General features: G+C 45.1%; 12 protein-coding genes and 1 other RNA gene. 10 read left to right on the top strand and 3 right to left on the bottom strand.

All coding sequences use genetic code 11. The features are described from left to right. Positions 1–102: 102 nt before the first annotated feature. Complete coding sequence (locus QUA97_RS06390; protein ID WP_194067163.1) at positions 103–549, bottom strand: hypothetical protein; 447 nt, start codon at positions 547–549, stop codon at positions 103–105. Positions 550–1078: 529 nt separating this feature from the next. After that, complete coding sequence (locus tag QUA97_RS06385) at positions 1079–3529, bottom strand: putative PEP-binding protein (protein ID WP_333193978.1); 2451 nt, start codon at positions 3527–3529, stop codon at positions 1079–1081. 74 nt (positions 3530–3603) lie between these two features. On the opposite strand from QUA97_RS06385, the gene QUA97_RS06380 reads away from it, so the two are divergent. After that, positions 3604–4305, top strand: a complete 702-nt coding sequence (locus tag QUA97_RS06380; protein ID WP_194067165.1) for a ComF family protein — start codon at positions 3604–3606, stop codon at positions 4303–4305. Positions 4306–4442: 137 nt separating this feature from the next. Here QUA97_RS06380 and QUA97_RS06375 read toward each other — a convergent pair whose 3' ends face one another. Further along, positions 4443–5024 carry a 2'-5' RNA ligase family protein gene (locus QUA97_RS06375; RefSeq protein WP_194067166.1) on the bottom strand — a complete coding sequence of 194 codons (582 nt, stop codon included), beginning with the start codon at positions 5022–5024 and terminating at the stop codon, positions 4443–4445. A gap of 128 nt (positions 5025–5152) precedes the next feature. Here QUA97_RS06375 and QUA97_RS06370 point away from each other — a divergent pair, with 128 nt between their 5' ends. From QUA97_RS06370 to QUA97_RS06330, 9 genes are all read left to right on the top strand, one after another. Continuing rightward, complete coding sequence (locus tag QUA97_RS06370; protein WP_194008815.1) at positions 5153–5419, top strand: YciI family protein; 267 nt, start codon at positions 5153–5155, stop codon at positions 5417–5419. A gap of 23 nt (positions 5420–5442) precedes the next feature. Next, positions 5443–5539, top strand: an RNA gene (ffs, locus tag QUA97_RS06365) — signal recognition particle sRNA small type. A gap of 23 nt (positions 5540–5562) precedes the next feature. Next, entirely contained in the window at positions 5563–5946 is a 384-nt protein-coding gene (locus QUA97_RS06360) for a phasin family protein (RefSeq protein ID WP_194067167.1), read from the top strand. Between the two features lie 393 nt (positions 5947–6339). After that, positions 6340–6780: a hypothetical protein gene (locus QUA97_RS06355; RefSeq protein ID WP_194067168.1), complete on the top strand. Its 441-nt coding sequence runs from the start codon at positions 6340–6342 to the stop codon at positions 6778–6780. 27 nt (positions 6781–6807) lie between these two features. Continuing rightward, complete coding sequence (locus QUA97_RS06350; protein WP_333193975.1) at positions 6808–7383, top strand: Uma2 family endonuclease; 576 nt, start codon at positions 6808–6810, stop codon at positions 7381–7383. A 258-nt stretch (positions 7384–7641) separates the two neighbouring features. Further along, positions 7642–9024: a DNA phosphorothioation system restriction enzyme gene (locus QUA97_RS06345; RefSeq protein ID WP_194067170.1), complete on the top strand. Its 1383-nt coding sequence runs from the start codon at positions 7642–7644 to the stop codon at positions 9022–9024. Between the two features lie 494 nt (positions 9025–9518). Then, positions 9519–9794 carry a hypothetical protein gene (locus QUA97_RS06340; protein ID WP_194067171.1) on the top strand — a complete coding sequence of 92 codons (276 nt, stop codon included), beginning with the start codon at positions 9519–9521 and terminating at the stop codon, positions 9792–9794. Further along, a complete protein-coding gene (locus QUA97_RS06335) occupies positions 9791–11857 on the top strand; it encodes an AAA family ATPase (protein ID WP_333193972.1) in 2067 nt (688 codons plus the stop codon). Before QUA97_RS06340 ends, QUA97_RS06335 begins: the two co-directional genes overlap by 4 nt. Then, positions 11847–12503: a Uma2 family endonuclease gene (locus tag QUA97_RS06330; RefSeq protein ID WP_333193970.1), complete on the top strand. Its 657-nt coding sequence runs from the start codon at positions 11847–11849 to the stop codon at positions 12501–12503. The genes QUA97_RS06335 and QUA97_RS06330 overlap by 11 nt, the downstream gene beginning before the upstream one ends. The last annotated feature ends 34 nt before the right edge of the window (positions 12504–12537 follow it).

The raw sequence follows: 12537 nt of genomic DNA, 5'->3' as shown, positions 1-12537 counted from the left end.
CCCCAACCCCCCCGCGATTTCGGGGGGGCTAGGAATTCATCTAATAGCAAGTATTGATTAAATTGGTACGATCGGGAGAAACCAGGTCGATCGCCGTCGGTTTTAGAAAGAGTAAATTCGGCCTTTTTCATCAATATAAACTGACCGATCTTGCCTAGTCCGACCATCCGATATAGCGATCCGAACCGTCACAATATTTGTCTTAGAATCTACGCTGTAGTCGTATTTCAAAGTTGTGGTTCCTCCTTTGACATTAATCGGAATATTGGCAATGTCGGCCGTGCGGTTGCTGACGCGAACAATGATGTTTTTGCTGGCTCCGACGGGTAAGGATGATAAACCAACACCTGATTCACCGTATTCTAGGTTTAATCCGGTTTCATTTAAGAGTCTGAGGGTAATGTTGCGAGTAGTGTCAACCTGCGCTTGAGGCTGCCAAAATCCGGGTTGCGGGCCGCCGCTAGTTGCCGGTTGAGATAATGCAGGATGGGGATGCAGACAGCCGAGGGCGGCAAGCATTGCTGCGGTTGCAATGATTTTTGATTTCATTGTTTGTTGCTCTGGGTAAGGTGTTGATGATATTTCTATCCTAGCTTGAAAATCCGATCTTTTTATTGAGGACTTAGGTTCCCAAACCCGCCAGCCCGGGCAATTTTTGCGGTTGAGGGCAATATGTCTGTCAAAAAATCTGGTTGATAAAATCGTTAATACCCAATACGCTAACATCCGAATACTTACATTAGGCTGAAATTTCCCAAATAATTTAAACAGCGCTGGAGCAAAGTCTCACAAGCAATCTCAGTCATTTTTGACACGCAATGTTGATTTACCGCAACAGCTTATATCCTATCGTTTTCGGCTGCATCGAAATGATAAATTAGAGGGCAATTCATGAATAATTTTTACAAGTCGCCACCTATCTCGGTGCAATTTCCAGTTGTTCGATTCATAATCAACAGTCAACAATCAACAGTCAACAATCAACAGTCAACAGTCAACAGTCAACAGTCAACAATCAACAATCAACAATCAACAGTCAACAGTCAACAATTCCCCAGGAGTGCAACCGGAATTGAGATCAATTATTAACGATCGATCGAGCGGCTTCTAGCAGCAAGCGCTGTTCGGCCCGGGCGATCGCCCTGCAAGTTTGTTCTGCAGCATCGACATTGACGGAAATAGACGAAATTCCCCACCGCACCAAGGATTCAACTATCTCAGGATACAGTGCGGTCGCGTCGCCGCAGATCGAGCAAGGAATGCCCGCAGCCCTGGCCTGTTGGATTAATTGTTCGATCGCCTTCATTACTGCTCGATCGCGCCCGCTGAAACCACCTGCTAACTGTTCGGAGTTGCGGTGAATGCCTAATAGAAATTGAGTTAAATCGTTGGTGCCGATGGAAATTCCTTGAACTCCGGCTTTTACATAATCTGGTAATAAAAATAATACCGAAGGAACTTCCGCCATAATCCATATTTCAAATTCGTTCGGTCGGTTTTTCCATTTTTTTTCTAATCGCTCGCGGCAGTAAACAAATTCGTCAACAGAGCGCACGAAAGGCAAAATTAAATTGATATTTGTATGGCCTAACTCCCAGACTTTTTGAAGTACGCACAGTTCCCAATCAAATAACTCGGGTTCAAAGGTATAACTAAAACTGCCGATGGCTCCCGATTCGCGTAAATCGAGAGAGCGATAAAATATCGGCCGCGGCGAAACGGCTGCTGCAAATAAACTGAGGCAATCGGCCATGCGATCGACAAATTCCGATTGGCGGCCGTTTTGCAGCAAAACTTTGGGGTTTTGACAGTCCAAAGCTTCCAATGCCATCAATTCCGATCGCAGCAATCCGATGCCGTCTATTGGTAGATTTTTGAGGCGCTCGATCGAACTTGTTTGGCTGACATTAACTAGCAGTTGAGTCGCCGTTGGCGCGCCCCAAACTGATTCGGGAGATTGTACCAGTCGAGATTTAAGGCCGGGATTGGACGATCGCTCCGATGCAGAAAATTGGTGGTTGGCTATTGACATTTTTGCTGCTGCACTGTATGTATCTGGATTGTTTGCCGTTTCCTCAAGCCGGCTGCTTTCTGCTGTGTCAGTCGCCGAATCTCGGGCGGTGGCAAAAACTTCTCCGCTATCGCCATCTACCAACACCGAATCCCCCGAGGCGATCGCCCGAGTCGCCCCTGCAACTCCCACAACGGCGGGAATCCCCAACTCTCTGGCTAAAATCGCGCCGTGGCCTGTCATGCCTCCTTCTTCGGCAACTACCCCCGCAGCAACTTTCAGCCAAGGCAGCCAGTGCGGCTCGATTGTCCGGGCTACCAAAATGCCTCCAGCCAAGAATTGAGCGTTTTCTGGGTGGGAATTAGTGATGACTTGGGCAATTGCTTCGGCTTTTCCTGAAGCGGCGGCCAAACCTCTGAGTATCGCAGGAGTTCTCGCCGGGGCGATCGTCTTGACCGATGTCTGCGCCGCTTTTTCCCCTTTCACCACACGAACTCGATTGAAATAAAACTGCGGTTCGCCGCTGTTTTCTGCCCGGTTCATTGTCCAATCCAAGATTAAATCAGAGTCAAATTCTGCAACAATTTTTTGGGTCAATTCAATGAGTTTTTGCAGTTGCGATTCCTCTAAAACATATTCACTTTGTGCTGCCTCTGCCAGCGCCAAAACTTCCAGGCAACTGTCAGCAAAATCAAAATCTTGAAATGCAGAATTGGGAATTTCCCAAGCAGCAAAATTGCCGATTTGCAGTTGTTCTTTCTGTTCTGAATCGCCCGCTTTGAGATTGTATGCTAATGTTTTGTAACCCAGCCGCTGGAATTTAACCGCGCCTGTTGCCGGGTGCACTTGATAGTAATCGGGAATGCTTGCTCCTGTAGCGAGGGACATTCCCAAACCGCAGGTGGCTTGGATTTCCCATGCTGCACCGGCCGCGGTTTTGATCTCGCCTGCTGCGATCGCTCCCTCGATGGGCTGCACCAAAACTGCGGGATTGATTTGCTGTATCCCCAGGCCGCACCGCTGCCAGTAAAATAGACTTCGGGCTCTAAACAGTTCTGCCCAAGCTCGCTTGAGTCCGGTGCCAATTGCTTCTGCTTGTGCTGGTACTGCGTGAGAGTCCAAGATTCCGACTGTTTTCGGGTGCCAGGAAGTCAGGGAAGGGCGAAAAATTAAGGTTTTGGAGTTTGAGTTGAGTTGAGAAACAGCAGACTCTAGGATGGAGGGCAGTGAATCTGGCAGTTGGCTGGCGAGGATTTGGTGGCGGATGCTGCGGGCGATCGATTGCAGTTGTCTGGGATCGTCAACATTCAGGTGCAGGGAAGAGTGGGGCAAGTCAGCAAATAGCGGTTCTAGCCAGTCGATCGACTCTACAAACTGCCAAAATGTTTGAGCCGGCACGACAAAACCCGGTACAACGGGATGATTTTGAGCGAGCAAACCGCTCAAGTAAAATGCTTTTTCTCCCACTGCATCTCGGTCTGAAGGTTGAATTTTGTCTAGCCGGTAGAGGTTTGTCACGCGAGCGAGCCTGTCCTTAGAAACAGATTGAATTTTGATAGTTTTTCCGATTAATCAATTACCACAATTTTAGGATGAACAACCGAAAATGGACGGGATTAGTCAAATCTTTACTTAATCTATTTCTTAAGTCTAACTGTCCTCTTTGTCAGCGACCTGCGACCGAGGAGTTTTGTCCGTACTGTCACAAACAACTTCAGCGATGTCAGTTAGCAGATCCCGCTCGATTTTGGGACGATCGGGAGCGGGTTTTTGTGTGGGGCGAGTACGGCGGGACTCTGAAACGGGCGATCGCAGCTTTGAAATATGAGGGAAATCCCCAATTAGCGAAACCTCTCGGCGGCTGGCTGGCCGAAGCTTGGCTGAGTTTTCCCGAATTAGCTATTGACAATCTAACAGTTGTACCAATTCCCATGCACAAAGAAAAGGTCAAGCAGCGGGGTTTTAACCAGGCGGAACTTTTGGCGGAAAGTTTTTGCGAGCTGACTGGTTTACCTTTGCAGCGCCACGGTTTGGATCGGGTGAAAAATACTCAACCTTTATTTGCTCTGACACCACAGCAGCGAAAAGCTGAAATGAAAGATGCTTTAATTTTGGGGAAAGATTTTCGCCGCCGCCGCCCGCGCGATCGAGTGCTGTTAGTTGATGATATTTATACTAGCGGCACTACGGTTAAATCGGCTATTAAAATATTGCGAGAGTCGGGAATTTTGGTTTACGGAACTGTGGCTCTGGCAACTCCCACTAAGGGCAGTCTGCCACCTGTTTTACCTTGAATTTTCAACAGGTTTTCTGCCTCTAAATTGCATTCAGATGTCGATAGTTTATCACGTTTTTTTGGAATAACTAACCGCGAAGACGCGAAGCGGCGCGAAGAAAGAGTAGAGAAGGAAGAGTAGAGAAGGAAGAGTTTTCACGATTGATTTAAATTTGTTGCGGGTTCGATATTAAGCGGGAACTGTTTGCTGATGTTCCAGCGGCTGCTGTCGTGCTGCAGCAATGTTAATGCCGCTGCGGTAAACTCAAAGTGGAGTTGGCGCCCTGAGAATTCCAACCAAGCAGCTTGAAAATTCTCTTTGGTTAAATCGCGAAACCCTACTGTCATGTGCGGTACAAATGGGCGATTCTGATTAACTGGAGGGACAATTCCCAAATTCGCCTCAATATAACCGATCAAATCTGTTTGAGTTTCTAGCAATTCGGGGGATTTGACAACATCTACGTAAATGACGCGGGGCGCGAAAGCGGCAAAACCGCATAGGCTAACGGGAATTGACAGCCGGTGTGCGGAAAATTTTTTTAAGCTTTCCTCTAATTTCGGAACTTCCGCCGCTGGCCATTCAAAAGGAGGTTGCAGGGTGATGTGGGGCGGTGACTTCAAGGCACTGCGGCTGTTGTAGTGTTCGGCAAAATACTGTTTAATCTCAGTAATCTGCTGTTGAATTTCCGGGGGCGGCACTAGAGCAATAAAAAATCGCTGTTTTGACTGGTTCATAGGGTAGCATCGCAGTAAGGAAGGAGTGGCTGAGTACGGGCGATCGAGTATTTACTCAATTGCTCGTACCAAAAACCTCATTTCCAATCTACAATCCCCAATCTAAAATCTAAAATCCAAAATAAAAAATGCCTTGGTTTGTCAAAATTGAGCAAGGAATTGTCGAAAAGCCTGTATTTGACCAGTATGTGCCCGCTCACAGAGCTTATGTCCGAGAGTTGATTTCTAAAGGACACCGAGCTAAAACTGGCTACTGGGCGAGGCGGGGCGGCGGTATGTTGATGTTTGAGGCGGGTTCGATGGATGAGGCAAGGGCGATCGTTGCTGAAGACCCCCTGGTGAAAAACGGTTGCGTTATTTATGAAATTTATCACTGGTGTGTGGTTGAAGAATAAATAAATGTGTTATACTCACAAATGAACTGGACCCACGCGATTCCAACGCCCAAATCTTGTCAGGACCGGAAGGTAGCAGCAACACGGGATGCTTGTAATAGGCGTGGTCTCCGGTTCACCTTGTTTTATGAGGTGTAGCTCCTATGCCTGGTTTCGGAGATATTTTACAAAAGGCAGTTTATCTTGGTGTCGGGCTAGCTTCCTATGCTGGTGAAAAAGCAGGCAGCAAGTTGACTGAATTGCGCGCTGAATCCCAAAAGCTGGCCGATGAATTAGTCAAGCGGGGCGAAATGTCAACGGAAGAAGCACGCCGCTTTGTCGAAGACATGGTGCAACAAGCTCAGCAGCAGCAACCGCCAGTAGAAGTCACTGGGGACAAAAAAACGGCTGAACCTCGCCGGATTGAAATTGTTTCTGAGGAAGAAGAGGTTTCGGCACCAGATGCTAAAGAAACCGGCGGCGTAGATAAACTCCGCGAACAAGTACAGAATTTACAAGATGAATTGCGAAAGCTGAAGCGCGATTAAGCTCAAAAAAAGCTCGCAAAGCAAAGCATAAAGGGAACTCAAGATAATACTCTTGAGTTCCCTTTACGATTTTAGATTTTTCGATTTTAGATTGGGGATGATTGACTGGATGCGGGTTTGGAGTTGACCTACAGTTGGATTGTTTCAGGAAAATGGTATCCGATGTGGACGGATATAGAGCAATAGGTAATAGAATTGAGAGTAGGTGCGATCGCTTCGCATGAGGCTGGCTGCACTTATCTGTGATAGTCCCGGACGTGGGAGTAGTCAGAAACCGAGTTTTTTTACTACAATACGCCCGTTGCAACCTGATGAGAGTAAAAAACCCGGTTTTTTGGGCTTGATGTGTCCCGGACTATGTTAAATACTTTGCAATAGTAAGCTGTCAAATTCATGGAAGATTGGTCAAAAGGTTTTTTTGAAGTAATGGAAAATACTGCTTCTGACGTAGAGCATTTTTTCAGCGACGTTAGCGATGAATTTGTCGAAATGCTGGACGTTTTGGCAAAGATTTCGGAAGAGTTTACAGAACAAGTACAAAATAACCTGATTGCTGAATTTGACGGTTATTTTAATGAATTCGACGGTTATCTCAATGAATTTCTAGAACCGATAATTGAAATTGTTCGGGAGTTCGACCCGGAGTTTGATGAGATAGATTGGTCGGTGGTGACTTATGTAGACCCTTCGACGACTCAGCAGCCGGCTTGTCGCGGTTGCACTAACTATCACGGCCAAGTTTACGGCGGAAATTTGTTGGTTTGTGCGATGCACCCTACTGGTGTGGAATCGGAGAGTTGTCAGGATTGGGAAGGTGACAGCGACGTTAATTGATCGGAGTTTTTGAGGGTTTAATCGCTTATGTTAACGTCAATCCAGTCTCCGTCAAAGATTTCTCTGGAAGAGTTTTTGCTACTGCCAGAAACTAAGCCGGCTAGCGAGTATGTTGACGGTAAAATTCATCAAAAAGCTATGCCGCCAGGAAAACACAGTACACTGCAATTCGAGTTTCCATCGATTATTAATCAAGTTGGTAAACCGCAGAAGTTAGCTTATGCTTTTCCTGAATTGCGCTGCACTTTTGGGGGACGTTCTATTGTTCCAGATATAGCAGTGTTCGAGTGGTCGCGCATTCCTCTTAATGCTAGTGGAGAGATACAAAACAAGTTTAAAATTGTCCCTGATTGGACAATTGAGATTTTATCGCCGGCTCAAAATCCAACTCGGGTAATCAATAATATCTTGTTTTGCTTAAATCACGGTGCTAAATTAGGTTGGTTGATTGACCCGGAAGAAAAATTAATTTTGGTTTTTAAGCCGCAGCAGCAACCAGAGGGGAAGGAGAATCGGGATATTTTGCCGGTGCTCGATGTGCTGTCGGATTTACAAATGTTGGCGGATAATTTGTTTGGGTTGTTAAGTTTCGATCGCGTGTAAGCTACATTGGAGTATAGGGACTTTTGCATCTAACTAAATCCATCTAGTTAAATGTAAAATACGACTCGCGAAAAAAACGTTCCTGTGTATTTCTTCCTTCTTCCGACTTCCATCGGACTGATGACGTTGGACGGAAAGCTCCGGGGGGACAGCAAAACATGACGTTGGACTAATGACTAATGACTAATGACTAATGACTAATGACTAATGACTAATGACTTCTTCCTTCTTCTTAACGGCATTTAAAGGTGAATCGCGATGGCGGTAAATCATTTGCAATCTGGGTTTCCGAGAATGCCGCCATCGCTGGAATTGCGACAATATCAACGGGCGGCGGTTGATAATTGGTTTGCGAATCGGGGACGCGGTACGCTGAAGATGGCGACTGGTAGCGGTAAGACGATTACTGCACTGGCGATCGCCACTGAATTATATAATAAAATTAACCTTAAACTATTGCTCGTAATTTGCCCCTACTGCCACTTAGTGAATCAGTGGGCGCGCGAATCGGAAAAATTTGGTTTAAAACCTATTTTAGCCTTTGAAAACGCCCGCAGTTGGCAAAATAAGCTGGCTGCGAGTTTGTATGAAGTGCGAGCTATCGAGGGACTATTTCTGACAATTATCACCACAAATGCCACCTTAATGTCCGATAGCTTGCAGTCGCAAATCCGCTATTTCCCAGAAAAAACCCTAATTATTGGAGACGAAGTTCACAACTTAGGCGCACCCCGTTTGGGACAAAGTTTGCCACGCAATATTGGACTGCGCCTCGCCCTTTCCGCCACCCCACAAAGACACTTTGACGAACAGGGAACCGAATCTATTTTAGATTATTTCGGCCCGGTTTTGCAACCAGAGCTTACCTTAGCCGATGCCATCCGACAAAAAGCCTTAGTACATTATTTATACTATCCGATTTTAGTAGAATTGACAGAAGCTGAAACCCGCAAATATTCCTATTTAACTAAAAAAATTGGTTGGGCGCTTTGGGGTGATGAAAAAGTAGCAGAAAACGATATTTTAACAACTTTACTAATGCAGCGTTCTCGGTTAATTGGGGCGGCAGCTAATAAATTAACAGCTTTGCGAAAATTAATGAGTAACCGTCTCGACACGGCCCATACTTTATTTTACTGCGGCGATGGCGCGATCGAAGGAAGTGCGCGCCGCAATAACAACCGCCAACTAACAGAAACCGCAAAGTTATTAGGTTCAGAATTAGGCTATCGAGTTAACACCTATACGGCGGCGACTCCCTTAGCAGAAAGAGAAAGATTGCGCCAGCAATTTGAGAGTGGAGAATTGCAAGGTTTAGTCGCGATTCGCTGTTTGGATGAAGGCGTTGATATTCCCGCAATTCGCCATGCTGTTATTTTAGCAAGCAGCAGCAATCCGCGCCAGTTTATTCAGCGCCGGGGACGCATTTTGCGGCCGCATCCGGGAAAGGAAAGAGCCACTTTATTTGACATGATTGTTTTGCCTCCCGATTTGGGCAGAGAAACCTTAGAAGTCGAGCGCAATCTGCTCAGAAAAGAGTTGAAGCGGTTCTTAGAATTTGCTGATTTAGCCGACAATGCTGGGGAAGCTAGGGTAAAATTGCTGCAACTTCAAAAGCGTTATGGCTTGTTAGATATTTGACATTTATTCCGGTTCGGTTTATCTTAAAAAGATAGAATTATTTTATTGCAGTTTGAGTTGCTAGTTTCGTGAGCGATCGCACTTACGAACTCAGAAACCCGGTTTCTTCGTAAATTCCTCGTTTTTCGTCACAAAAATTCTAGAAACCTGGTTTCTTGTAGATTTCTCGTGACGCGAGAACAACACTCGTAGAAACCGGGTTTCTCACCCCATACGTAACCCTGTAGTTTTTGATTTTTGCAATAAAATAAGTAAATCCACTTAATTAAGCGTCAAATAGAGATGACAAAAAAGCTAACTATAGCCTTTCGATCGTAACATGAGGTGCTAGGAGTGGGGATAGGGCATAGGGCATACCTCACCAAGCTTGAGAACCGCTATATATAAGCATTCTTCCTTCTTCCTTCTTCCGACGGACTTACATCCGTTACATCCGTTACATCCGTTACATCCCGTACATTGCTCGTTGCCGAACTTCCTTCTTCCTTCTAATTATGGCTGAAAATTTGAATGAAAATTTGGTAATCGCTTTTACATATAAAGATAGTGCGATCGCACCCGTACCGATCGGCATTTTAGCAGAAAAACGTTCTGGTTATTACACAGACAAAGACTTGAGCGACGTACAGCAACCGATTACTAGCGCGCCGCCGGAAGTCCGACAAATTATCGAGCAGGTATTGGAACTTGAAAAAGATAAACTATATATGAAATCTCCCCGCTATATTAGCGATGACATTTTGACAATTATTAGGGAAGCAATTGTATGAAGTTAATTTCACTTACTCTGTGCAATTTTAGGCAGTTTTTCGGCAAAAGTCCCGAAATTAAGCTGGCTTGGGGCGAGCAAAATATTACAGTAATTCACGGTAATAACGGTGCTGGAAAAACTGCACTGATGAATGCTTTTACCTGGGTGTTGTACGGAAAATTTAGCACGGCTTTTGCGGCGGAAGAACAATTAGTAAACAAGCGCGCTCTTGCTGAAGCCGAAATGGGAAAAGCCGTAGGTTGTTGGGCAGAAGTTGTGTTTGAACACGACAACAAACGCTACCAAGCAAGGCGTGTTTGCCGTGCTTACAAAAGTGAAAATGGTGTAGAACACATCAAAGGCGAATTGTTCCTGCAAGTAGCAAAAGATGACGGCCGTTGGATGCCAACAGCCCAGCATCCCGATGATATTATCGGACGAATTTTGCCAGTAAATTTACATCAATATTTCTTTTTTGATGGGGAACGAATCGAGCAAATTGTTCGCCACGATAAGAAAGCAGAAATTGCCGAAGCTACTAAGGAATTGCTGGGAGTAGAGGTACTGAATCGCTCTATCCGACATTTGGGAGACGCAAAAAAATCTCTAGAAACAGATTTGAGTATGATTGGTGGTTACGAAATTAAAAAACTTTTAAAACAAAAGCAAACTTTGCAGAAAGAGGTAGACCAACTTTCACAAAGACAAGTAGAAATTGAGAAAGAATTGACTAATCAAGGCGAATTAAAAAAAGCAGTTAACGGTGATTTGCTGGAACGCAGTGGTGCTGCCGAGTTGCAACAGTTGCGAGACGAATTGGAAAAGCAAAGGCGTTTATTTCACGAAGAAATTGATCGGGCTTCATCAGCGCTTCAACGAGCAATTTCGGGGCGCGGTTACGCGGTATTTTTGTCGGATGCTGCGGCTGAATTTAACTCGATTTTTGGAAATTTGCGCGAAAAAGGTGAGTTGCTTTCGGGGATTGGGCGACCGTTTTTGCAAGAGTTATTAGTGCAGCAGCGCTGCATCTGCGGTACGGAATTAACTCCCGATTCTGTTGCTTGCGAAAATGTGAGCGGTTGGATGGATAAAGCGGTTGTTGGCGATGTGGAAGAAACTACTATTCGGATTAGCGATCGCGTTAATGAAATTGATAGACAAGTGGCTGATTTTTGGGAGGAACTTGACAGCCAACAAGCTAATATTCATCGCGGTAGAACAGAAATTTCGCGGGTGGAAAACCAGTTAGACGATATTCACAGCAAGCTGAAAAATTTCCCTGACGGCGATGTCAGCCGCTTGCAAAAGCGCTTGGATGAAATTGAGGCAAACATTGGCGATTTGCACCGGGAAACTGGCTCTAACCAGCAGCAGATTGAGAGTTTGAACGCGCAGGTTGCTGCTTTGGACAAGCAAATCGACAAGCAGCAACTGAACGAGCAAAAGCAAGTATTGGCCCAGCGCCGGATTGCTGCGACTCAGAATGCGATCGATCGCCTAACTGAAGTGCGATCGCGCTTAGAAAAACAGTTTTGTTCTCAGCTAGAAAAGCGAGTGCAAGATATTTTTAGTCAAATTTCTTTTACTCCTTACCTCCCCAAATTAAGCGACAAATACGAACTAACGCTAGTAGAAAATACATCGGGAAACGAATCTTTAGTCGCTGCTTCTACAGGAGAAAATCAAATCCTCAGTTTGTCGTTTATCGGCGGAATTATTGAGGGCGTGCGCGAGTGGAGTCAAAAAAATACTTTGATGGGCCCCGATAGCAGTACATTTCCGATTGTGATGGATTCTCCCTTTGGCAGTTTGGATGAAATTTATCGCAAACAAATTGCGAATAAACTGCCTAAATTAGCGAATCAATTGGTAGTCTTAGTAACAAAAACTCAGTGGCGCGGAGAAGTTGCTAGAGAAATGGAAAGTTCCATCGGTAGGGAATACGTGTTGGAGTACAATTCTCCGAAAGCTGATTGCGAAGAAGATGCGATCGAATTGGGCGGAACGCGCTATGCTTTAGTTAAGCGCAGTTCAGATGAATTTGAATATACGAAAATTGTAGAGGTGGATTATGGCTTCTAATTCGACAATTACACAGGTTTTGGAAACGGATATTTGGGTGAAGGCGACATGGGAAGAGTTTCTAAATTTTGGTGAGGATTCAGCTTGGGAAAAAGGCAAGTTTTATTACTATCAAGAGCACATGAGGGTAGAAATGTCACCAGTAGGGCCATTGCACGCGCGTCAAAATTCGATTGTTTCCAATGTAGTTATTTTGTACGCTACATTGAGAAATATCAGAATAATTCAATTTACTAATGCTAGTTTTCGCAAAGCAGGTATTCGTGAGTTTCAACCCGATCTAGCTTACTACATTGGTTCAGATTTAAGAGTTCCTCCGGCTGACAACAATTCACCCATTGATTTGAATCAATACGATCCGCCGAATTTGGTAATAGAAATTGGTGCATCTTCTTTTAACGATGATTTGGGTAGCAAGCGGTTGCTTTATGAAGATGCAGGAATTAGCGAATATTGGGTGGATCGTGCAAACACTGGGGAGGTTTTTGCCTTTGCGATTAATGGCGGAGGTAGCGGCAGGATTCAACAGTCGCGGGTTTTACCGGGGCTGGAAATCGCGTTAGTTGAGGAAGCTTTGAACCGAAGTCAAACTCAAGATGATGGGGAAATTAATCGCTGGTTGATTCAAACTTTTAGTCAAGGTTAAAAGGAGTTTGACGTGGAATTTGAATATACGAAAA

The organism is Microcoleus sp. CZ3-B2 (assembly GCF_036705055.1).
Classification (GTDB): domain Bacteria; phylum Cyanobacteriota; class Cyanobacteriia; order Cyanobacteriales; family Microcoleaceae; genus Microcoleus.
The sequence above is the reverse complement of the archived record's forward strand: the minus strand, read 5'-3'. Positions and strand labels throughout refer to the sequence as shown.

Coding starts and splice junctions, on each gene's coding strand:
- QUA97_RS06390 (WP_194067163.1), bottom strand. CDS start 549: ATGAAATCAAAAATCATTGCAACCGCAGCAATGCTTGCCGCCCTCGGC.
- QUA97_RS06380 (WP_194067165.1), top strand. CDS start 3,604: ATGAACAACCGAAAATGGACGGGATTAGTCAAATCTTTACTTAATCTA.
- QUA97_RS06375 (WP_194067166.1), bottom strand. CDS start 5,024: ATGAACCAGTCAAAACAGCGATTTTTTATTGCTCTAGTGCCGCCCCCG.
- QUA97_RS06370 (WP_194008815.1), top strand. CDS start 5,153: ATGCCTTGGTTTGTCAAAATTGAGCAAGGAATTGTCGAAAAGCCTGTA.
- QUA97_RS06360 (WP_194067167.1), top strand. CDS start 5,563: ATGCCTGGTTTCGGAGATATTTTACAAAAGGCAGTTTATCTTGGTGTC.
- QUA97_RS06355 (WP_194067168.1), top strand. CDS start 6,340: ATGGAAGATTGGTCAAAAGGTTTTTTTGAAGTAATGGAAAATACTGCT.
- QUA97_RS06350 (WP_333193975.1), top strand. CDS start 6,808: ATGTTAACGTCAATCCAGTCTCCGTCAAAGATTTCTCTGGAAGAGTTT.
- QUA97_RS06345 (WP_194067170.1), top strand. CDS start 7,642: ATGGCGGTAAATCATTTGCAATCTGGGTTTCCGAGAATGCCGCCATCG.
- QUA97_RS06340 (WP_194067171.1), top strand. CDS start 9,519: ATGGCTGAAAATTTGAATGAAAATTTGGTAATCGCTTTTACATATAAA.
- QUA97_RS06335 (WP_333193972.1), top strand. CDS start 9,791: ATGAAGTTAATTTCACTTACTCTGTGCAATTTTAGGCAGTTTTTCGGC.
- QUA97_RS06330 (WP_333193970.1), top strand. CDS start 11,847: ATGGCTTCTAATTCGACAATTACACAGGTTTTGGAAACGGATATTTGG.